Origin of the sequence: Mycobacterium shinjukuense (assembly GCF_010730055.1) — a bacterium.
In the GTDB taxonomy this organism is placed as follows: Bacteria; Actinomycetota; Actinomycetes; order Mycobacteriales; family Mycobacteriaceae; genus Mycobacterium; species Mycobacterium shinjukuense.
This window is the reverse complement of the sequence record NZ_AP022575.1, coordinates 3864970-3885720: the sequence shown is the minus strand read 5'-3', so window position 1 is coordinate 3885720 and position 20751 is coordinate 3864970. Positions and strand designations below refer to the sequence as shown.

Genomic DNA, 20751 nt, shown 5'->3' with positions numbered 1-20751 from the left:
GCGGCGACTTGGGCTTAGGAGATCGTGATCGACTCGATGACCACCGGGTCGGTGGGCCGGTCGTTACCGTCGGTGGGCGTGTTCGAGATCGCGTCGACCACCCGCTGTGACTCCGGGTCGACCACTTCGCCGAAGATCGTGTGGCGCCGATTCAGGTGCGGGGTCTTGCCGACGGTGATGAAAAACTGTGAGCCGTTGGTGCCCGGGCCGGCGTTGGCCATCGCGAGCAGATAGGGCTTATCGAATTGCAGCTCGGGGTGGAACTCGTCGGCGAACTTGTAGCCCGGGCCGCCGCGGCCGGTACCCGTCGGGTCGCCCCCCTGGATCATGAACCCCCGGATCACCCGGTGGAAGATGGCGCCGTCATAGAACGGGCCCGAGGGACCGCCCGACGCGTTTTGGGTCGAGTACTCCTTGGTGCCTTGGGCCAGGCCCACGAAGTTCGAGACGGTCTTGGGCGCGTGGTTTCCGAACAGGGCGATCTTGATGTCTCCCCGGTTGGTGTGCAGTGTGGCGGTGGCGGTCTGGATGGGGCTGGTGGTCACGGGAGCACAGTCTGCCATTAGGCACTGTGGCTCCTGCGTCCGGTGCCCCTCCCGGCGGAACGGTGTGGCATGCGGGCATTATGCCCGCCGGCGTTCCTATGGTGGCAGTCTGTGGAGGTACTTTGCGTAGCTCTGGGTTCCGAAGACAGAAAGGCGGCAGATGAGCACAACGGCAGAAACCCGGTTGACCCCACGGGAGCGGCTGACCCGCGGCCTGACCTACTCGGCGGTGGGACCGGTGGACGTCACCCGCGGAGTCGTCGGACTCGGGGTGCAATCCGCGCGCGCGACCGCGTCGCAGCTTCGGCGCCGCTACCGGGAAGGCCGGCTGGCCCAGGAGATCGCTGCCGCCCAAGACACGATCGCGCAAGAACTGGCCGCCGCCCAGGAAGCGGTCGCCAACCTGCCGCAGGTCATCCAGGACGTTCGCCGGTCCCAACGGCACAACAAGCGAACCTGGTTGATTGCCGCGGCGACCACCACCGTGGTCCTGGCCGGGGGTGCCGTCGCTTTCACCATCGTCCGGCGCTCGATGCGCCCCGAGCCGTCGCCGCTGCCACCGAGCGTGGACGTCCAACCCCGGCCGTAGCTCAGCCGACCGGGCCCCGATGGGTTGCGAACGGTTGTCGGCGCACGGCGGATTAGGATTAGGTGGCCGGCACCGGCCGGCTTCGGTGTGGGCCAGCGCCCGTCGACCTAGTCGTAGTGGAGCCTAGGGGACTCGAACCCCTGACCCCCGCCTTGCAAAGGCGGTGCTCTACCAACTGAGCTAAGGCCCCTCTTCGTAGTCAGGCGCCTGACCAGAGCTCGGATCTGCCGCCAGGTGCCAGACCCCGACATCGCGTCGCGACCGCACCATCGCCGCCGCGGCCAGCACCGCCAGCTGCCGCGCCACCCACACCGTCGGGACGGGCACCTGGTCGTGGGCCTAGGAGGACTCGAACCTCCGACCTCTTCGTTATCAGCGAAGCGCTCTAACCGCCTGAGCTATAGGCCCGCGCTGTGCGGGCGGCCGAACGAGATTACCGCAATTGCCGCCCGCCTCCCAAAACGCGTTAGTCCAGGTTGGTCCTGCTTTGGTCCGGTCTTAGTCCCGGTCTGCCAGGGTCACTTCGATGCCGCCGATCAGATCGGTCGTCAGGTTGTACACGAACGCGCCGATGGTGGCCAGCGCCGTCAGCAGGACGATGTTGACCAGCCCGATCAGCACAGCGCCACCGAATATGGTGCCGCTGGAAACGAGTTCCCCGCTGCTGCCGCTGGTGTTGTTCAGCAGGTCGCCGACGTTGCTGTTGAGCTTGGCCCACACACCCATGCCGCCGAGCACCAGGTAGAGGAACGCCACCGCGATCATCCACACGAAGAACAGCGCCACCGAGAGCAGCAGCGACACCTTCAACGTGCTCCAGGGGTCGATCCGCCGGATCTGCATGCTGGCCCGCACCGGTCCGCGGGCTCGTCGGGAGGCCACCTGAACCCGGCTTTCGCGGATTTCTCGGCCTTCCGGCGTCGCCGAGCGGCCGGTGTCGGGTCCGACGGCCGGCACGCTGGGCACCTCCGGGCGTAGCTCGGGTGGGGGCTTGCGCGGTGCGGCGCGGGGGATGGGGCCCGACAGATCGGGCAACTCGCTGGCGTAGGCCTCCACAGGCGGACCGTCGCCGCGCATTGCCGAGACATCGGCCGCACCGGCAGCCGGTGCGGAGGTACCGGCGATGAAGCGGTTCAATCGGGCCTCTGCCGAGGTGGAGCCGGGCGGCCGCACCTCGGTGGGGGGATCGGACGCGTGCCACTGCGTTGGGTGCGGTGGTCGGGCGGCCCCGCGTTGCCAGGGTGGTGTGTCTGCGGCATCTGGCAGGCGGCTGGGTCCGCTCGTCGCCCGGTGTGTGCCGGTAAGCTCGGCCAACCCATCCCCAGTGGGGCTATCGCCCTGGTTGGGGGCGCCCGGCTCGTTCGGTGAAGTCACCCCGGCTCCTCACATGTGTTCCCAGGCCCGACTCCTCCGTAGGCCCCGCCCGCATCGTCGTCGGGCACCGCCCGCATCGTCGTCGGGCTGAGTCTAGTTGCCCGGGATCTCCCGGGCCGATCCAGCGTCTGGCCGACCTACCCAACCCATTGTCAGGCGGGCGGTGCGCCCACTCCGCGGGCGTCGCCCGAACCATTCTCGTCGGCGCCTTCCTCGGCGTTGCGTGCGATGGCTAACAGTGTGTCGCCCTCGCCCAGGTTCATCAAGCGCACGCCCTTGGTCTGCCGTCCCGCCTTGCGGACCTGGCGCGCCGCCGTGCGAATGACTCCGCCGCCGGAGGTGATCGCGTAAAGCTCGCTGTCGTCGTCGACGATCAACGCCCCGACCAACCTGCCGCGCCGCCGGTCGTACATCACGGTCAACACGCCCTTGCCGCCGCGCCCCTGCACCGGGTACTCCTCGATCGCGGTGCGTTTGGCGTAGCCGCCAGACGTGGCAACCAACAAATAGGTACCCGCACGGACCACGTTCAGTGACAGCAACCGGTCGTCGGGGTTGAACCGCATGCCCTGCACGCCGGAGGTGGCCCGGCCCATTGGCCGCAGCGCCTCGTCGGTCGCCGAGAACCTGATGGACTGCCCGTTGGCCGACACCAGCAGCAGGTCATCGCCGGCCGAACACAGCACGGCGCCAACGAGTTCGTCGTTGTCGCGCAGGTTGATGGCCACGATTCCACCCGAGCGGTTGGAGTCGAAGTCGGTCAACCGTGACTTCTTGACCAGACCGTTGCGGGTGGCGAGCACCAGATACGGGGCGTCCTCGTAGCCGCGGATCTGGATGACCTGGGCGATGCGCTCCTCGGGCTGGAAGGCCAGCAGGTTGGCGACGTGCTGGCCGCGCGCCGTGCGGGAGGCTTCGGGTAGCTCGTAGGCCTTGGCCCGATACACCCGGCCCTGCGTGGTGAAAAACAGGATCCAGTCGTGGGTCGAGCACACAAAGAAGTGCCGCACGATGTCGTCTTGCTTGAGCCCCGCGCCCTGCACGCCCTTCCCGCCGCGCTTTTGGCTGCGGTACAGGTCGGTCTTGGTACGCTTGGCATATCCGGTTTCGGTGATGGTGACGACGACGTCCTCGCGGGCGATCAGATCCTCGTCGCTGACCTCGCCGTCGGCAGCGACGATCCGGGTGCGACGGTCGTCGCCGTGCTTGTCGACGATCTCGCCGAGCTCGTCGCGCACGATCCCCCGTTGCCGTTCGGGTTTGGCCAGGATGTCTTCCAGGTCGGCGATCTCGGCCTCGATCCTGGCCAGGTCGTCGATGATGCGCTGGCGTTCCAGGGCGGCCAGCCGCCGCAGCTGCATGTCCAGGATCGCCTGGGCCTGGATCTCGTCGATGTCGAGCAACTCGATCAGCCCGGCCCGGGCGATGTCGACGGTCTCCGACGCCCGAATCAAAGCGATGACCTCATCCAGCGCGTCAAGCGCTTTGACCAAACCGCGCAGGATGTGGGCCCGCTCGTTGGCCTTGCGCAGCCGGTAGGTGGTGCGCCGGACGATCACGTCGAGTTGGTGGTCGACATAGTGGCGGATCAGCTGATCCAACCGCAGCGTGCGCGGCACGCCGTCCACGATCGCCAGCATGTTGGCGCCGAAGCTGGTCTGCAGCTGGGTGTGCTTGTAGAGATTGTTGAGCACCACCTTGGCCACGGCATCGCGCTTGATTTCGATGACGATTCGCAGACCGACCCGGTCGCTGGACTGGTCCTCGATGTTGGCGATGCCGGTGAGCTTGCCGTCACGGACCTGTTCGGCGATCGAGGTGATGAAGTTGTCGTGGTTGACCTGATACGGCAGCTCGGTGATGACCAGCGAGGTGCGGCCGCGTGAATCTTCTTCTACCTCAACGACTCCGCGCATCCGGATGGAACCGCGGCCGGTCGTGTAGGCGTCGGCAATCCCTTGGGAACCGACGATCAGTCCGGCGGTCGGGAAGTCGGGACCCTTGACCCGTTCCATGACGGCGGCCAGCGTCGTCTCTTCGTCGGCATCGTAATTGTCCAGCGCCCAAAACACCGCATCGGCAAGCTCGCGCAGGTTGTGTGGCGGGATGTTGGTGGCCATGCCGACCGCGATGCCGCCGGAGCCGTTGGCCAGCAGGTTGGGAAACCGGCTGGGCAGCACCGTCGGCTCCTGCACCCGGCCGTCGTAGTTGGGGATGAAATCGACTGTCTCCTCGTCGATTTCCCGTAGCATCTCCATCGCCAACGGGGTCAACCGGGCTTCGGTGTTGTGGCTGACAAAGCCGTTGGTCAGGAATGCGTGGTCCTCGGTGTCCACGCGCAGGCTGTACACCGCCTGCACGCCGGCGTCGGTCACGGAAGCGACGCGCGCGTAGTAGAACCGGCCGTCCGTCAGGTCGGTGGCGATGGCACGCACGTCGGGGTCGGCGATGTGCGACAGGATTTCTGCTCCGCGGGTGCGCCAGCGTTGGATGCGGTCGATATTGTGGCGGTTCAGCCAGTCCTTGTCGACCCACCGGCTGCCGCAGTGCTTGCGGATGAACCTCGCCAGCCCGGGAACGTGGTCGCCGTCCATCCCGGCGCACGGTGACATGGAGCCTAAGATCGTCGTCAGCTTGGTTTGCTTGACACCACCGAAACCGATTTGGGTGGCGAAGAGTTCGGCCTGGGCTCGGTTGGTGATGACGACCTTGTGCTCGCCGACAGCATGTCGGTAGCGCCTAGACACGACACCGAACTCCAGCAGCAGCTGCTGGACATCGGCGGCGAGGCGCTCACTGCGCGTCGAGTACGACACCTGAATGGTGTTGCGCGGCAATCTCGAGCACGAACCGGCACCTTCGAACAGCGCCTGCAGGAAGGCGCGTTTCACGGCGGCGGGCGAGTGCCACAGCCAGTCGGGTACCACCTTGCCCGCCGACCGTTGCCCACACACGTCGAAATAGTCGCGGTCGAGGTTATTGAATCCAGCGCGTGTGTCGGATACGAAACCCTCGCTGATCAAGGCGCCCAGCAGCAGCGCTTCCATGACGTCGTGCCAGTCCGCTGGACCCAATTCCACTGGCGGGGTCCGCTGCAGCACGACGTAATCGCCGGGCCGGATCTCTTCGATGAGCTTCCACAGCAGTGTGGGCACGCCGCCAACGTTGACCAGGCATAACAACGGGTGGTTCGACGTACCCGTGACCTCATAGCCCTCGGCGGTGCGCACGGTGTAGGTCTGATGGTCGCCGGAATGGAACAGCCGGTCGGCCACCACCGGGTTGCCGTGCCGATCCAGGACCTTCAGCTCGACCTCGTTGTCCGAATTGGGCCGGGCGTCCGAGACCACATCGGCGATCCGCACAGACTGCCCAAATGGCAAGCGCACCAATGTATCTCCGGAGGTGCAGTACCTCATCGCCGCCGGTGGGTCGTTGCCCGGCGAGCCAAAGTTGCCCTGGCCGTCGACCAGCGGATAGCGCAGCGACCACGGCTGCGCCATCCGCACCAGGGTGTCGTAAATCGACGCGTCGCCGTGCGGGTGGTAATTGCCCATGGTCTCGGCGACCGAGCGCGCCGACTTGGCGTGGCTGCGGTCCGGTCGGAACCCGGAGTCAAACATCGCATACAGCACGCGGCGGTGCACCGGTTTGAGGCCGTCGCGCACTTCCGGCAGCGCGCGGCCGACGATCACGCTCATCGCATAATCGATGTAGCTGCGCTGCATCTCCTGCTGAATGTCGACCGGTTCGATCCGGTCGACGGAGTCGTCAGGCGGCAGCGTCGTGTCTGTCATCTAGGTTGTCCTAAACGTCGAGGAACCGAACGTCCTTGGCATTGCGGGTGATAAAGCTGCGGCGCGCGTCCACGTCCTCACCCATCAGGATGGAGAACAGCTCGTCGGCGGCGGCGGCGTCGTCCAGCGTCACCTGACGCAGCACCCGCACCGAGGGATCCATGGTGGTTTCCCACAACTCCTTGGCGTCCATTTCGCCCAGGCCCTTGTAGCGCTGGATGCCGTCTTCCTTGTTGATCTTCTTGCCGGCCTTCAGCCCCGCCTCCAGCAGACCGTCGCGTTCCCGGTCGGAGTAGGCGAATTCGGGATCGGCGCGCTGCCACTTCAGCTTGTACAGCGGCGGTTGTGCCAGAAACACATGTCCGTTCTCGATCAGCGGTCGCATGAACCGGAACAGCAGCGTCAACAACAGCGTCGAGATGTGTTGGCCGTCAACGTCGGCGTCGGCCATCAGCACGATCTTGTGGTAACGCAGCTTGCTGATATCGAACTCGTCGTGGATGCCGGTGCCCAGCGCGGTGATGATCGCCTGGACTTCGGTGTTCTTCAGCACCCGGTCGATCCGGGCCTTCTCGACGTTGATGATCTTGCCACGCAACGGAAGGATCGCCTGGAACATCGAGTCACGCCCGCTCTTGGCGGAACCGCCCGCCGAGTCTCCTTCCACGACATATAGTTCCGACTTGCGCGGATCGGTGGAGCGACAGTCGGCCAGCTTGCCGGGCAGACCGCCGAGATCGGTGGCACTCTTGCGGCGTACCAACTCTCGCGCTTTGCGTGCCGCGATGCGTGCCTGCGCCGACGACACCGCCTTGTTGACAACAACTTTCGCGTCGGAGGGGTTGGATTCGAACCAGTGGGTGAGTTGTTCGTTGCAGACCTTCTGCACGAACGACTTCACCTCGGTGTTGCCCAGCTTGGTCTTGGTCTGGCCCTCGAACTGCGGCTCGGTGACCTTGACAGAGATCACCGCGGCCAGGCCTTCTCGAATGTCGTCGCCGGTGAGGTTGGGATCCTTGTCCTTGAGCAGCTTGCGGTCCTTGGCGTATTTGTTCACCACGGACGTCAACGCGCTGCGAAAGCCCTCCTCGTGGGTGCCGCCCTCGTGGGTGTTGATGGTGTTGGCGAAGGTGTGCACCGACTCGGAATACCCGGCGTTCCACTGCATCGCGATCTCGACCTCGTGCCCGGTTCCCTTGCCGGAGAAATCCACGATGCTGCTGTGGATCGCGTTCTTGGTGCGGTTGATGTGTTTGACGAAATCGACCAAGCCACCGGGATAGTGGAAGTTGCGCCGCTTCACCTTGTGCGGCGCGGCCGATTCGGCCGCGCGCTCAGTCGCCGACTTGGGTGCCTCGGCGACATCGCTGACCACCTCGTCGACCACCTCGTCCTGGGTCACCCGCTCGTCGGTGAGGTTGATGGTCAACCCCTTGTTGAGGAAGGCCATCTCTTGTAGCCGGCGGGCAACCGTTTCGAAGTCGTATTCGGTGGTTTCGAAGACATTCGGATCCGCCCAGAACCGAACCGTGGACCCGGTTTTCTTGGTTGGCGCGCCCTGTTTAAGACCCACCGGCACCGACTTCTCATAGACCTGGAACCATTCGTAGCCGTCACGTTTGATCTCCACCTCGAGGCGGGTCGACAGCGCATTGACCACCGAAACGCCGACACCGTGCAGACCACCCGATATCGCGTAGGCGTCCGAGTCGAATTTCCCCCCGGCATGCAGTTGGGTCATCACGACGTCAACGGTGGGTATTCCCGAAGCGTGCATGGCGACCGGGATCCCTCGGCCATCGTCGGCCACCTCGACGCCGCCGTCCTCGAGCAGCACAACGTCGACCGTGGTCGCATACCCGGCCATCGCCTCGTCCACCGCGTTGTCGACCACCTCCCAGATGAGGTGGTGCAACCCGCGCTCGCCGGTGGAGCCGATGTACATGCCGGGGCGTTTGCGGACGGCCTCTAGCCCTTCGAGAATGGTGATCGATGCCGCGTCGTATTCGTCTTGGGCCTTTTTCTTCTGGGCAGCCACGGTCCGAATGCTCTCCTTGGGGTTGCATGCGAGCGGTCCCATCACCGCAGCGGTCGCACCACACCACCTTACCGTGATCGGCTGGTGGCACCGATTTTCTCGGGGTGTTTCTACCTAGCTAACCGCGCCGTGTGCCCGGTTTCTTCGTCTCCGGTGCGTCCCGAGTTGGGCGTGCCGGTTCGGTTCGTCGTAGTGGCTCTGAGACGTCGCCCACGCCAAGCCCGCCGGTGTCGCCGCACCCGCGTCGCGCCCGGCTATCCATACGTGTCGCGGGGTCCCCTGCCCGCGATGTGTCGCGACCCCTTTCGCCACGACGGGGCCGCCGGGCCGGTGATCTTCAACGATGTCACCACACCGCTGCCGACGGCCGCGGCGATCTTGGCCAACAACTCGGCTTGGATGATCCTCAATTGTGTCGCCCACGCCGTGGATTCGGCGGCCACGCTGAGCACCCCGTCGCTCAGCGCGGTCGGTGTGGCGTGGTCGGCGATCTGCTGGCCGACCATCGCGCTCCACCGGCCGAACACCGTGCCCTCGGCAACGCGTATAGACCAGCCGCGCTTGGTCGCCAGTTCGCGTGCCAACCGGCCCAGGAGTTGCGGATCGCGTACGTCGGGCCCGGGCCCCGACCAGCCGCGTCGTTTCCCGGCGACCCGACGCGGGGCCACCGGCGCCGCACGGCCCCAGCCGACGTCGCGTCCCCGCGCCCGGGCCGCCGCGCGGGCTTCCTGCAGGGTTCGTCTCACCAGGTCGATCTCCGGCGGCGGTACTTGCTCGCCGCGGTGCGCGTCGGACCCGGTCACGGCCGCACCGCCGATACCGGCCCGGTGTCGCCCTCGCGCAGATCGACGTGCACCAACCTAGCGTCCCAGCCCGCCGGGACGTCGTCCAGCGCCGCCGCGGTGACCAGCACCTGCTCGGCCGACTCGGCCACCGAGGCCAGCGCGCGGCGGCGGGTGGCATCTAATTCGGCGAACACATCGTCGAGCAGCAACACCGGCTCGCTGCCGTCGGCACGCAACAATTCGTAGGCCGCCAATCGCAGCGCCACCGCCAACGACCACGACTCCCCGTGGCTGGCAAAACCTTTGGCGACCCGATCACCGAGTCGCAGCTCCAGGTCGTCACGATGCGGACCCACCAGACATACCCCGCGCTCCAGCTCGGCGTCGCGGCGCGCCGCCAGCGCCGCCAGCAGACCGGCGCGCAGCACCCCGCGATCGGTGCCGCAATGGTCGCCGGCACCGATCGCTGCCATGCTGGGACGGTAACCGATCGAAGCCGACCGTGATTCCGGCGCCAACAGCTGGTATGCCCGTTGCACTTCCGGCGCCAACGCATTCACCAAGTCGATGCGCGCCGCCATCAACTCGGCCCCGTGCTCGACCAGCCGGCTGTCCCACACGTCGAGGGTGTCCAGGGCACCCCGGTCGCCTCGACTTCGAGCTCCAGACACCGATTTCAACAGCGCGGTACGTTGCCGCAGCACCCGGTCGTACTCGGCACGCAGCGCCCCGATCGCCGGCCGGCGCACGGTCGCGAGGTCATCGAGGTAGCCGCGGCGGTCCGCCGGATCCCCGCGCACCAAAGCCAAATCTTCGGGGGCGAACAACACCGCTCGCAGCACCCCGACCACTTCGCGCGTGCTGCGCACCGGTGATCGGTTCAACCGCGCCTTGTTGGCCCGACCGGCGGCGATCTCCACGTCGACCGCGCATTCCCTACCCCCGCTGACCACGATGGTGGAAACCACCGCGCGGTCCGCTCCCACACGGACCAGCGGCACATCGGTGGCGACACGGTGGGAACTCAAGGTGGTCGAATACCACAGCGCTTCAATAAGATTCGTCTTACCAAAGCCATTGGGGCCGACGAACACCGTGCGCCCGGGATACAATTCAAGCTCTGCGTGCGCCCAGGATCGAAAGTCACGCAGCGCCAACCGCCGGACGTACACCTACTTCGGCGCCACCGCGATCAGCCCGTCAACCGAACCGGCATCAGCAGATACACGTAATCCGTCGGCACCGCCGGGAACGGCCCGGCGCCGGTCGGAACCGTTTCGTCGGCCGACACCGGCCGTAGCAATGCGGGCTTGCCCGGAGTGGTAAATCCAAACGACACCCGCTCGGTGTGCACTGACCCCAAGCCGTCGGTCAGGTAGGTCGGGTTGAACGCGATCGTCAGCGGATCGCCGGCAAAATCGACCGCCAGGTCTTCCTCGGCTCGGCCCACGTCGTCGGCGCCAGCCGATAGCCGCAGCACGCCGTCGGCGAACTCCATGCGCACCTGCGCGCCGCGGTCGGCCACCAACGCGACTAACTTGATCGCCTCGGTCAACTCGGCAACGTCCATGACGGCCACCGCGGTGTGTTCGGTGGGCAGCAATTGCCGAAACCTTGGAAATTCGGCGTCCAGCAGCCGAGTGGTGCTGCGTTTGCCGTTCCCGCTGATACCCAGCAGCCCGTCTTTTCCGATCCCCGTTCCAGCACCCAGTGACAGCGAAACATCGGAACCGTCGGTGGCGGCTTTGGCCGCCTCGGCCAGCGTCTTGGCCGGCACCAACACCGAGGCCTCGATCTCGGGGTCCAGCGCCGACCAGGTCAGCTGGCGAACCGCCAACCGGAACCTGTCGGTCGCGGCCAAAACCACCGTTTCTCCGGAGATCTCGACCCGGATCCCGGTCAACATCGGCAACGTGTCATCGCGGCCGGCCGCGATGGCAACCTGGGCGATCGCCTCGGCGAACACCTCCGCGGGTAACCTGCCGGTTTCTTCGGGCAGCGCGGGCAGCGTCGGGTAATCCTCAACCGCCATCGTGGGCAGCGAAAACCGGGCGTTTCCGCAGGTCAATGCCACCCGGTTGCCGTCGACGTAGAAGTCAACCGGCTTGTTCGGCAGCGCCCGGGTAATGTCGGACAACAACCGTCCAGATACCAAAACGCTGCCCGGAGAGGCAATTTCGGCGGCAACCTCCACTTCGGCGGAAACCTCGTAGTCGAATCCGGAGATCGTCAGGCCGTCGTCCGAACCGGTCAGCAACACTCCCGCGAGCACCGGGACGGTGGGCCTGGTGGGCAAATTTTTGGCCACCCACGACACCGCATCGGCAAAGGGCTCGCGCACCAACCGGAACTTCAAGTCGGTGAAGCCAACCCGTGTCGTAGCCGCGTCCATTGCGTCCCTTCACCTCACGATGAGTTTCAAACTCCAGTAGCTCCCCCGCGGGTGCGGGGACTCCCAGTGACGAACATCGGTGCTAGCCGGTCCGCCCGGTGCCCACAACTGCGGTCGCACACCAACCGTAGAGCTTTGAGCGCCAACTGAAAAGCTAGTCTGCGCTGGCGACAGGCCGGTTAGCCGGGCCGCGATCCGGTGACGTGGAGCCGGTATCCCCAGCGCTGCTTTTCAAAGTCGAGACGTCGAAGACATCTTCAATAACAGTATTAAGGCGTGTGGACGTTGGGGACAGTCGGCGTCGGCGCAGCTAGCGATCCCGACGGGGTGTGGATGACACCGCCGATGGCTGTGCGGTCGGTGTTGAGCCGTTGGGGATAAAGCACTGCTATGCACCCCAGCCCCCAGGGATGCCCGGCGGCGTGCCGGTTTGTGCACAGAAATCGCCACACCGGAGACCTGTGACTGGTGTGGCTGGGGTGAGGGAAGTTTTTGCGAAAAAGGGTGGAAATCGCTGCCTGGATCAGCGCTTGGAGCGTTGCCGGATGCGGGTAGTGAGCTCCTTGACGTGATCGAACACCTCCCGGCGCTCGGCCATCTCGGACAGGATCTTGCGCTGGGCATACATCACGGTGGTGTGATCACGACCGAACGCCTGGCCGATCTTGGGTAGTGACAGGTCGGTGAGCTCACGGCACAGGTACATCGCGATCTGCCGCGACTGTGCTAGCGCCCGGGTCTTGCCCGGACCACGCAGTTCCTCGACGGTGGTGTCGAAGTATTCGGCGGTGGCGGCCATGATGGTGGCCGCGCTGATTTGCATGGTGCTGGCGTCGGCGATGAGGTCGCGAAGCACGATCTCGGCCAGCGCCTTGTTGATCGGTGTCTTGTTCAGTGAGGCAAACGCGGTGACTCGGATGAGCGCACCTTCGAGTTCGCGGATGTTGCGCTCGATGCTGCTGGCGATCAGCTCGAGGACATCGTCGGGCACCGCGAGGCGTTCCATCTGGGCTTTTTTGCGCAGAATGGCGATGCGGGTTTCCAACTCGGGGGGCTGCACGTCGGTGATCAACCCCCACTCGAATCGGGTTCGCAGCCGATCTTCGAGGGTGGCCAGTTGCTTGGGCGGCCGGTCGGAGGAGATGACGATCTGTTTGTTGGCGTTGTGCAGCGTGTTGAAGGTGTGGAAGAACTCTTCCTGGATGCCTTCCTTGCCTTCGATGAACTGGATGTCGTCGACCAGCAGCACGTCGACGTCGCGGTAACTGCGTTTGAAGGCAACCTTGCGGTCATCGCGCAGCGAGTTGATGAAGTCGTTGGTGAATTCCTCGGTGGAGACGTATTTGACCCGCATGCCGGGGAACAGTCGTTGCGTGTAGTTGCCGGCGGCGTGGAGCAGATGTGTTTTGCCTAAGCCGGATTCGCCCCAAATGAACAGCGGGTTGTAGGCGCGGGCCGGTGCTTCCGCGATGGCCAGGGTGGCGGCGTGCGCGAACCGATTGGATGCACCGATGACGAACGTGTCGAAGGTGTAGCGACGGTTGAGGCTGGTCCCACCCGCGGCAGAGGTGGTGGTGCTATGCGGGCGCTCGGCGAAGTAGGCCGGCCAACCGTGGTGGGCGCCGAGGGTTTCCCCGGTGTCATCGGGGTCGTCACGATCTGTAGGCAGTTCCGCACCGGCGTCTTTGGTATGGGAGAAGGAGTCCGGCGGCGAGTCGGCCGGCAGGGAGTCGTCGTCGAGGTCGTTGGGTGAAGGTGGAGCGATACGCACACCGAGCTCGATTTGGTGGCCGAGTCGACGGCTGAGCGCGTCGGTGATGGGGGTACGCAGGTGACGTTCGATTTCGTGTTGCACGAAGCTGCTGGGCACCGATAACAGGGCAAACCCCTCGACGATGGTGAGTGGCTGCACGAGGTTCAGCCACGCCCGTTGCTGAGGGGTCAGCGGCGCGGTCAGGGTGGTGCCGTTGCTGAGTTCACCGTTGAGTTCGGAGACGACCGCGTTCCATACCGTGGCGAATCCGGAACCGGGGTCATCGGTCAACGACGCATCTCCCTGGTCCGACGGTCGGCGTGCAACCGTTGTTGACGACAAAGCAGCTGTCCACATTGGTTATCCACAGCTGTGGACAAGACGGTCGAAAGCTTGCCGTTGCCTATGGGCAACGGCTCGCGATCTTGGTGCTGCAGACTAGCCGAACGGTTGTCTGGGCAGCGAATCGATCGCCATCTTCGCTTCATTGTCGACCGCCGCATCAGGTCTGGAACGGCACTGCCCGAAGCTAACAGTTTTCGGTGCGGCTGCCAACCGTTGTTTTGTGTTCCGGTGGTGTAATTCGTGATCGTGATCGAGTCGGGTGGTCGGCCGGCAGGGGTTGGGCCCGGGCCACCAAGACGGTGCGGTGGCGAGTAGACGGTGAGGTTTGACCGGGCGAAGGCTCGTCAGTACCCTCAAAAAGTCGCCCGAAAGTCGGCGATACGGCTGCGACCTGGACCATCGGTGTGGGGACCGCGCCGGCCAGTAGCGAGACCACCTTCGGCCGATCGATTCGGGAAGCATAGCGGCCGGATGGTTTATGCCAGACACAGCGAGGAGAACGCCGTGGCCAAGGGCAAGCGGACCTTTCAGCCGAACAACAGGCGCCGAGCCCGCGTCCACGGTTTTCGACTGCGGATGCGTACCCGGGCGGGGCGAGCCATCGTGGCCGGCCGGCGCCGTAAGGGTCGTCGCGCGCTGTCTGCCTGATGCGGCGCCGGGCGTGGTGGCGGTGCTTTCGGCACATAACCGCATGAGGCGGTCGACGGAATTCGATGCCGCGGTGAAGCATGGGACACGAACCGCGCTGCCCGACATGGTGGTTCATGTCCGGCGGGACACCGACGACCCAACCGGCCCACGAGTCGGGTTGATCATCACCAAGCGAGTGGGCTCGGCGGTGGATCGTCATCGGGTGGCGCGCCGGCTGCGACACGTCGTCCGGCCGATGTTGACTGCGTTGCATCCGTGCGACCAGGTGGTGATTCGCGCGTTGCCGAGCAGCCGGCGGGTGTCGTCGGCGTGGTTAGAACAACAGGTGCGAACCGGGTTGCAGCGCGCTGTCGACGGTGCGGGTACCGACCGGTGAAGCCATGCACGGCCGGGCCCATCGGTGTGATCCGGGGCGCGAGCGCAGCGCGGGGATTGGTCTTCCTGATCGAGCTGTATCGGCACATGGTGTCCCCGTTACGGCCGGCATCCTGTCGGTTCGTGCCCACCTGCAGCAAGTACGCCGTGGACGCGCTCACCGAGTACGGCCTAACCCGGGGGGGCTGGTTGACGGTGGTCCGGCTGGCCAAATGCGGACCGTGGCATCCGGGAGGATGGGATCCGATCCCGGAGCGCCGGGAACGGGCCGAGAAGGCGGGCACCGGCCGGGGCGCCGCAACGATGCCAGGGGAGAGTGAGCCTGTTGTTTGACGTCTTCAGCCTCGACTTCATCTACTACCCGGTGTCGTGGATCATGTGGCTGTGGTACAAGCTGTTCGCGCTGGTGCTGGGGCCGTCGAACTTTTTCGCCTGGGCACTGTCGGTGATGTTTCTGGTTTTCACCCTGCGGGCGCTGCTGTACAAGCCGTTCGTTCGGCAGATCCGCACCACCCGGCAGATGCAGGAACTGCAACCACAGATCAAGGCGCTGCAGAAGAAGTACGGCAAGGATCGTCAGCGCATGGCGCTGGAAATGCAGAAGCTGCAACGCGAGCACGGCTTCAACCCGATCCTGGGTTGCTTGCCCATGCTGGCGCAGATCCCGGTGTTCCTGGGGCTTTACCACGTGCTGCGTTCGTTCAACCGCACGACGGGCGGCTTCGGGCAGCCCGAAATGTCGGTGATCGAAAACCGGCTGACCGGCAACTACGTGTTCACGCCCACCGATGTGGGCCACTTCCTCGACGCCAACCTGTTTGGTGCCCCGATCGGCGCGTCGATGACACAACGCGGCGGGCTGGACGCCTTCGTGGACTTCAGCCGCCCCGCGGTGATCGCGGTGGGTGTGCCGGTGATGATCCTTGCCGGCGTCGCCACCTACTTCAACAGCCGCGCATCGATAGCCCGGCAGAGCCCGGAGGCGGCGGCGAATCCCCAGACGGCGATGATGAACAAGCTAGCGCTGTATGTGTTTCCGCTCGGGGTGGTGGTGGGCGGACCGTTCCTTCCGTTGGCCATCATCTTGTACTGGTTTTCCAACAACATCTGGACGTTCGGCCAGCAGCACTACGTGTTCGGCATGATCGAACGGGAAGATGAAGCTAAGAAGCGGGAAGCCCTGCAGCGGCGCGCGGCGAACGCGCCGGCGCCGGGCGCCAAACCCAAGCGCGCCGGGAAGCCGTCGGGGAGCGGTGGTACCGAATCGTCCAGGGACGCCGGTGGGGTCACACCCGATTCGATGGGCTCCAAGCCCGATGGCGGCGCGCCGGAAGCCCGGGGGGGCAAGGCGGCGGCGGACAAGTCGAACCCGGCGGGCGGCAACGGTGGCCCGAGCAGCCGCACTCCGCGCCCGGGTGCCCGACCGAAGAAGCGCAAACGGTGACGACGGTGCCGCAGCCCTGCGGGCGTGTCGGCCCGGCGACCCCGGCCACCGTGAATCACTTGAACACCAACCCTGAGGGGAGAGGGACGAGAACGCCATGACCGACGCCGACAGCACCGAACTGGACGCCGCCGATACCCCGACCGACGGCGGCGCGGAGGACCCGGCGGTGTCGGGCGCCGTTGCCGGCCCGGGTGCTGGCGCCGAGGAACCCGACGATCTGGAGGAGCGGTTGGTCGCCGAGGGCGAGATCGCCGGCGACTATCTGGAAGAACTGCTGGATCTGCTGGACTTCGACGGCGACATCGACCTGGACGTCGAGGGCGACCGGGCGGTGGTGAGCATTGACGGCAGCGACGACCTCAACAAGCTGGTAGGCCGCGGCGGCGAGGTGCTCGACGCTTTACAGGAGCTAACCCGGCTGGCGGTGCACCAAAAGACGGGGGTGCGGAGCCGGCTGATGCTGGACATCGCGAGCTGGCGGCGGCGGCGGCGGGAAGAGTTGGCCGCATTGGGTGACAAGGTGGCCCGGCGGGTGGCCGAGACCGGTAAACGCGAGGAGCTCGCGCCGATGACCCCGTTCGAACGCAAGATCGTGCACGATGCGGTGGCGGCGGTGCCGGGTGTGCGCAGCGAAAGCGAGGGCACCGAGCCGGCGCGTCGGGTCGTGGTGTTGCGTGACCGGCCCGCGACCAATCAGTGAGCGAGCCGAACCCTGACGAGAAGTTACAGCCGTGTAGTTCGCGTGGTGCAGCGTGCCCGGGAAACGGAGGATGTTTCACGTGAAACATGTCGGCCGTGGTACGCGGGCGGAGCCGACGGCGATGGCCGACGCGGTGACATCGGCCACCGCCGAGCGGGACGCCGCGGCGCCCGACGTAGCCGTTCCCGACGTGGCAGCCGCCCTCTTCGGTTCGCGGCTGGACGTCGCCCGGCAATACGCGGCGGCGTTGGTGGGCGCCGGGGTGCAACGCGGGCTTGTCGGCCCTCGCGAAGCAACCCGGTTGTGGGAGCGGCACCTGTTGAACTGCGCCGTGATCGGTGAGCTCCTGGATCGCGGCGACCGGGTCGTCGACATCGGCAGCGGCGCGGGCCTTCCGGGTCTGCCGTTGGCGATAGCGCGCCCCGACCTGCGTGTGGTTCTGCTCGAGCCGCTCCTGCGCCGGAGCGAGTTTCTTCACGAGGTGGTGACGGACCTGGGGTTGGCCGTGGAAGTGGTTCGCGGACGCGCCGAGGAGCCGTGGGTGCGCGAGCGGCTGGGCGGCAGCGACGCCGTGGTGTCGCGCGCGGTGGCGACATTGGACAAGGTGACGAGATGGAGCTTGCCCTTGTTGAGGCAGGATGGGCGGATGCTGGCGATGAAGGGGGAGCGGGCGCTCGACGAAGTCCGGGAGCACCGGCGTGTAATGGCCGCGGCCGGCGCCGCGGATGTCAGGGTAGTCACATGTGGCGCGAACTTTTTGCATCCGCCCGCAATCGTGGTGCTAGCGCGGCGCGGAACGGCGGCGCACCGGTCGGCACGGCTGGCGAACAGGGGAACGGCATGACGTTTCGTTCGCACGCGGTTCCCACGCCGGCGCACCGGTCCAGCGCAGCGGGAACGGATGTGTCGGGTTCGGCAGCCGGTCCGGGGTGCGGGGTGGCCGCGATGGCCGGCGTGGCGCACAATCCGACGGTGAATGTTTCACGTGAAACATCGGCCGAAATCGACACTCCGATCGGTGCGGCCGCGGAACGTGCCATGCGGGTCCTGCACACCACCCACGATCCGTTGCCGCGGCCCCGCCAACGACGGCTGTTCACCGTGGCGAACCAGAAGGGCGGCGTGGGGAAGACCACCACCGCCGTCAATCTTGCCGCCGCGCTCGCCGTGCAAGGCCTCAAGGCGCTCGTCGTCGATCTCGATCCCCAAGGCAACGCCAGCACCGCGCTGGGCATCACCGATCGGCCGTCCGGCACGCCCTCTTCCTACGAGGTACTCCTCGGCGAGGTCTCGTTGCGGGCGGCGCTGCGGCGCAGTCCGCACAGCGAGCGGCTGTTCTGCGTGCCGGCCACCATCGATTTGGCCGGCGCCGAGATCGAATTGGTGAGCATGGTGGCGCGCGAAAACCGGTTGCGCACCGCCCTGGCCGAATTGGACAACTTCGACTTCGACTACGTCTTTGTCGACTGCCCGCCGTCGCTGGGTCTGCTGACGATCAACGCGCTCGTCGCGGCCCCGGAAGTGATGATTCCGATCCAGTGCGAGTATTACGCCCTCGAGGGCGTGTCGCAGCTGATGCGCAATATCGAGATGGTGCGGGCTCACCTCAACCCGCAACTCGAGGTAACAACCGTCATCCTCACCATGTACGACGGCCGCACCAAGCTCGCCGACCAGGTGGCCGAGGAGGTGCGCCGATATTTCGGCGGCAAGGTGCTGCGCACGGTGATCCCCCGCAGCGTCAAGGTTTCCGAAGCGCCGGGCTACAGCATGACGATCATCGATTACGATCCCGGTTCGCGCGGGGCGATGAGTTATCTCGACGCCAGCCGTGAACTGGCGCAGCGCGATCGACCACCAGCCGGGAAGGGACGACCATGACGCAGCCGTCACGCAGGAAGGGCGGCCTCGGTCGGGGATTGGCCTCACTGATCCCCACCGGCCCCGCCGACGGTGAATCCGGGCCGCCGGCCTTCGGACCACGGATGGGTGCCGCCGCCGCCGACGTGGTGATCGGCGGCCCGCTACCGGACGGCGCAGCCATCGGCGCGGTGTATCGCGAGATCGCACCGGCCGACATCGAAGCCAATCCTCGGCAGCCGCGGCAGGTGTTCGACGGGGAGGCGCTGTCGGAGCTGGTGCACTCCATCCGGGAATTCGGGCTCTTGCAACCGATCGTGGTGCGGGCGGCGCCGGGGTCCCCGCGCGGCGCTCGCTATCAGATCGTGATGGGGGAGCGGCGATGGCGGGCTGCCCAGGAGGCCGGCCTGGCCACCATCCCGGCGATCGTCCGCGAGGCCGGCGACGACACCATGTTGCGCGATGCGCTGCTGGAGAACATCCATCGGGTGCAGCTGAACCCCTTGGAGGAAGCCGCGGCATACCAGCAACTGCTCGACGAATTCGGGGTCACCCACGACGAGTTGGCCGCCCGCATCGGCCGCTCCCGGCCGCTGATCACCAACATGATCCGGTTGCTGAAATTGCCGATCCCGGTCCAGCGCCGGGTGGCCGCGGGGGTGCTGTCCGCCGGCCACGCGCGCGCATTGCTGTCTCTGGACGCCGGCCCGGAGGCACAGGAAGAACTGGCGAGCAGGATCGTCGCGGAGGGGCTGTCGGTGCGTGCCACCGAGGAAGCGGTCACGTTGGCCAATCGTGCCGGCGGGAACCCGACCAGGCCGGCGCCGCCGCGGCGCAAGCCAATCCAGATGCCCGGCCTGCATGAGGTCGCTGAACGCCTATCGAACACCTTCGACACCCGGGTGACCGTCAGCGTCGGCAAACGCAAGGGCAAGATCGTGGTGGAGTTCGGCTCGGTGGACGACTTGCAGCGCATCGTGGGCTTGATGACCACCGATAAGCCGTGACCGCAGACAGGCCGCCGTTACGTCACTGTGACACTGCGTGGCCTTCTGGTGTCCGTCCATCCGGCGCCGGATATCGCCACTCGGTGAGGTGCCCCGCCTTTCGGGTTGGGGCCCGGCGCCGAGTGACGCGACCGGCCAATACTGGCCCGATCGCCGCCGACTCTCCTATCCTGGAGGGGTTGCTGGTGCACATCAGCCTGGGGCCAATGGCTTCGCCTGGCGACGACGCGGGCCGCGGAGGAGCGGGGGCATTGGCTTCGCTTCGCGACGATGCGGGCCATACGACTCGCATCGGAGCGCCAGTACCGCACGGAGGCCAGGAGACTAGTGTCAGCTCGTATCACCGCGCTGCGGCTGGAGGCTTTCGAGCAGCTTCCCAAGCATGCGCGGCGCTGTGTGTTCTGGGAGGTCGACCCGGCGACCCTGGGCAAGGATGACCACCTGGCCGACCCGGAATTCGAAAAAGAAGCCTGGCTGTCGATGGTGATGCTGGAGTGGGGCTCATGCGGTCAGGTGGCGACCGCGCTTCCCGACGACCGCGGCCACAGCGAACCGCCCTGCGTGGGGTATGTGCTTTACGCGCCGCCGCGCGCGGTCCCCCGGGCCCATCGCTTTCCCACCGCCCCGGTGTCCGCCGATGCCGTGCTGTTGACATCGATGGGTGTCGAGCGCGGACAAGCGCCCGACGACCTGCCGCATAGCCTGATCGCTCGGGTGATCGACGAACTGGTGCGGCGCGGCGTGCGGGCGTTGGAGGCCTTCGGCCGCACGCCGGCAGCCGCCGGCCTACAGGATCCGGCCACGGCGGACACCGACGTGCGGCCGGTGCTGGAGGCTCTGGGCGATTGTTCCGTGGAGCACTGCGTCATCGACGCCGACTTCTTGACGGACGAGGGGTTTGTCGTGGTGGCACCGCATAAGTATTTCCCGCGGCTGCGCCTCGAATTGGACAAAGGGCTGGGCTGGAAGGCCGAGGTCGAGGCCGCCCTGGAACGCCTGCTGGAGAATGCGCAGCTGCAGCAGCCGGTGGGGGCGGCTTCGACGGCCGCCAACACGTTGCAGTCGCGGGAGCCCCAGGGCTAGCGACCCTTGG

Annotated in this window: 18 protein-coding genes and 2 tRNA genes; 10 read left to right on the top strand and 10 right to left on the bottom strand. The window is 66.2% G+C overall.

Annotated elements, in window-relative coordinates; all coding sequences use genetic code 11:
• Nucleotides 1-14: 14 nt before the first annotated feature.
• Complete coding sequence (locus G6N20_RS17495) at nucleotides 15-563, bottom strand: peptidylprolyl isomerase (RefSeq protein ID WP_083049395.1); 549 nt, start codon at nucleotides 561-563, stop codon at nucleotides 15-17.
• 142 nt (nucleotides 564-705) lie between these two features.
• On the opposite strand from G6N20_RS17495, the gene cwsA reads away from it, so the two are divergent.
• On the top strand, nucleotides 706-1134 hold the full coding sequence (cwsA, locus tag G6N20_RS17490) for a cell wall synthesis protein CwsA (RefSeq protein ID WP_083049392.1): 429 nt from the start codon (nucleotides 706-708) through the stop codon (nucleotides 1132-1134).
• Between the two features lie 117 nt (nucleotides 1135-1251).
• Here the strand turns inward: cwsA and G6N20_RS17485 are convergent.
• The 9 genes from G6N20_RS17485 to dnaA form a co-directional block, all read right to left on the bottom strand.
• Nucleotides 1252-1324, bottom strand: a tRNA-Ala gene (locus G6N20_RS17485).
• Between the two features lie 144 nt (nucleotides 1325-1468).
• A tRNA-Ile gene (locus G6N20_RS17480) sits at nucleotides 1469-1542 on the bottom strand.
• 90 nt (nucleotides 1543-1632) lie between these two features.
• The gene (locus G6N20_RS17475) at nucleotides 1633-2508 is read right to left on the bottom strand and encodes a DUF3566 domain-containing protein (RefSeq protein ID WP_083049389.1); all 876 of its coding nucleotides are present in this window, start codon (nucleotides 2506-2508) and stop codon (nucleotides 1633-1635) included.
• Between the two features lie 152 nt (nucleotides 2509-2660).
• Nucleotides 2661-6305, bottom strand: a complete 3645-nt coding sequence (gyrA, locus tag G6N20_RS17470; protein ID WP_083049387.1) for an intein-containing DNA gyrase subunit A — start codon at nucleotides 6303-6305, stop codon at nucleotides 2661-2663.
• Nucleotides 6306-6315: 10 nt separating this feature from the next.
• Nucleotides 6316-8343, bottom strand: coding sequence for a DNA topoisomerase (ATP-hydrolyzing) subunit B (gyrB, locus tag G6N20_RS17465; protein ID WP_083049440.1), 2028 nt, complete (start codon nucleotides 8341-8343; stop codon nucleotides 6316-6318).
• Between the two features lie 254 nt (nucleotides 8344-8597).
• Nucleotides 8598-9146 (bottom strand): DUF721 family protein, encoded by a 549-nt coding sequence (locus G6N20_RS17460; protein WP_083049385.1) that lies wholly within the window; start codon nucleotides 9144-9146, stop codon nucleotides 8598-8600.
• Nucleotides 9143-10300, bottom strand: coding sequence for a DNA replication/repair protein RecF (gene recF / locus G6N20_RS17455; protein WP_083049382.1), 1158 nt, complete (start codon nucleotides 10298-10300; stop codon nucleotides 9143-9145). Before recF ends, G6N20_RS17460 begins: the two co-directional genes overlap by 4 nt.
• Before the next feature lie 20 nt (nucleotides 10301-10320).
• On the bottom strand, nucleotides 10321-11520 hold the full coding sequence (dnaN, locus tag G6N20_RS17450; RefSeq protein ID WP_083049379.1) for a DNA polymerase III subunit beta: 1200 nt from the start codon (nucleotides 11518-11520) through the stop codon (nucleotides 10321-10323).
• Nucleotides 11521-12043: 523 nt separating this feature from the next.
• Entirely contained in the window at nucleotides 12044-13564 is a 1521-nt protein-coding gene (gene dnaA / locus G6N20_RS17445; RefSeq protein ID WP_083049377.1) for a chromosomal replication initiator protein DnaA, read from the bottom strand.
• Between the two features lie 558 nt (nucleotides 13565-14122).
• On the opposite strand from dnaA, the gene rpmH reads away from it, so the two are divergent.
• The 9 genes from rpmH to G6N20_RS17400 all read left to right on the top strand — a co-directional run bounded on the left by rpmH (nucleotide 14123) and on the right by G6N20_RS17400 (nucleotide 20741).
• Entirely contained in the window at nucleotides 14123-14266 is a 144-nt protein-coding gene (rpmH, locus tag G6N20_RS17440; protein WP_083049437.1) for a 50S ribosomal protein L34, read from the top strand.
• Nucleotides 14267-14288: 22 nt separating this feature from the next.
• Nucleotides 14289-14645, top strand: coding sequence for a ribonuclease P protein component (gene rnpA / locus G6N20_RS17435; protein WP_083049434.1), 357 nt, complete (start codon nucleotides 14289-14291; stop codon nucleotides 14643-14645).
• Between the two features lie 86 nt (nucleotides 14646-14731).
• On the top strand, nucleotides 14732-14977 hold the full coding sequence (gene yidD / locus G6N20_RS17430) for a membrane protein insertion efficiency factor YidD (RefSeq protein WP_232065539.1): 246 nt from the start codon (nucleotides 14732-14734) through the stop codon (nucleotides 14975-14977).
• Entirely contained in the window at nucleotides 14961-16088 is a 1128-nt protein-coding gene (gene yidC, locus G6N20_RS17425) for a membrane protein insertase YidC (RefSeq protein ID WP_083049374.1), read from the top strand. Before yidD ends, yidC begins: the two co-directional genes overlap by 17 nt.
• Before the next feature lie 97 nt (nucleotides 16089-16185).
• Nucleotides 16186-16791, top strand: a complete 606-nt coding sequence (locus G6N20_RS17420; RefSeq protein WP_083049371.1) for a Jag family protein — start codon at nucleotides 16186-16188, stop codon at nucleotides 16789-16791.
• Between the two features lie 70 nt (nucleotides 16792-16861).
• On the top strand, nucleotides 16862-17635 hold the full coding sequence (rsmG, locus tag G6N20_RS17415; RefSeq protein ID WP_083049368.1) for a 16S rRNA (guanine(527)-N(7))-methyltransferase RsmG: 774 nt from the start codon (nucleotides 16862-16864) through the stop codon (nucleotides 17633-17635).
• Nucleotides 17636-17736: 101 nt separating this feature from the next.
• Nucleotides 17737-18672 carry a ParA family protein gene (locus G6N20_RS17410; RefSeq protein ID WP_083049429.1) on the top strand — a complete coding sequence of 312 codons (936 nt, stop codon included), beginning with the start codon at nucleotides 17737-17739 and terminating at the stop codon, nucleotides 18670-18672.
• Nucleotides 18669-19658, top strand: coding sequence for a ParB/RepB/Spo0J family partition protein (locus G6N20_RS17405; RefSeq protein ID WP_083049365.1), 990 nt, complete (start codon nucleotides 18669-18671; stop codon nucleotides 19656-19658). Before G6N20_RS17410 ends, G6N20_RS17405 begins: the two co-directional genes overlap by 4 nt.
• 327 nt (nucleotides 19659-19985) lie before the next feature.
• Nucleotides 19986-20741, top strand: a complete 756-nt coding sequence (locus G6N20_RS17400; RefSeq protein WP_083049363.1) for an acetyltransferase — start codon at nucleotides 19986-19988, stop codon at nucleotides 20739-20741.
• Nucleotides 20742-20751: the final 10 nt, after the last annotated feature.

What these genes read in the sequence shown, in the direction of transcription:
- rsmG (WP_083049368.1), top strand. Translation starts at nt 16,862, where the DNA reads ATGTTTCACGTGAAACATGTCGGCCGTGGTACGCGGGCGGAGCCGACG.
- dnaN (WP_083049379.1), bottom strand. Translation starts at nt 11,520, where the DNA reads ATGGACGCGGCTACGACACGGGTTGGCTTCACCGACTTGAAGTTCCGG.
- G6N20_RS17405 (WP_083049365.1), top strand. Translation starts at nt 18,669, where the DNA reads ATGACGCAGCCGTCACGCAGGAAGGGCGGCCTCGGTCGGGGATTGGCC.
- G6N20_RS17420 (WP_083049371.1), top strand. Translation starts at nt 16,186, where the DNA reads ATGACCGACGCCGACAGCACCGAACTGGACGCCGCCGATACCCCGACC.
- yidD (WP_232065539.1), top strand. Translation starts at nt 14,732, where the DNA reads ATGGTGTCCCCGTTACGGCCGGCATCCTGTCGGTTCGTGCCCACCTGC.
- G6N20_RS17495 (WP_083049395.1), bottom strand. Translation starts at nt 563, where the DNA reads ATGGCAGACTGTGCTCCCGTGACCACCAGCCCCATCCAGACCGCCACC.
- cwsA (WP_083049392.1), top strand. Translation starts at nt 706, where the DNA reads ATGAGCACAACGGCAGAAACCCGGTTGACCCCACGGGAGCGGCTGACC.
- G6N20_RS17410 (WP_083049429.1), top strand. Translation starts at nt 17,737, where the DNA reads ATGGCCGGCGTGGCGCACAATCCGACGGTGAATGTTTCACGTGAAACA.
- gyrA (WP_083049387.1), bottom strand. Translation starts at nt 6,305, where the DNA reads ATGACAGACACGACGCTGCCGCCTGACGACTCCGTCGACCGGATCGAA.